The 247-nt window shown below is 54.7% G+C and carries 1 pseudogene; it reads left to right on the forward strand.

Features of this window, described 5'->3' with window-relative positions:
• Nucleotides 1–247 (forward strand): annotated as a pseudogene (locus tag SB756_RS33675) (DnaA inactivator Hda); the annotation flags it as partial.

Consider the following 247-nt stretch of genomic DNA (forward strand, 5'->3'; position numbering starts at 1 on the left):
ACGCGGCTTGCGCGGAATTGTCGCAGCGTGGCGATGCGGTGGGCTATGTCCCGCTGGATAAACGCACCTGGTTTGTTCCGGAAGTGCTCGACGGTATGGAGCATTTGTCGCTGGTCTGTATCGACAACATTGAGTGTATTGCAGGCGATGAGTTGTGGGAGATGGCGATTTTCGATCTCTACAATCGAATTCTGGAATCGGGCAAAACACGGTTGTTGATCACCGGCGATCGTCCACCGCGGCAGTT

The sequence above is a fragment of the Pseudomonas sp. SIMBA_068 genome (genome assembly GCF_046534705.1).
Lineage (GTDB): Bacteria > Pseudomonadota > Gammaproteobacteria > Pseudomonadales > Pseudomonadaceae > Aquipseudomonas > Aquipseudomonas putida.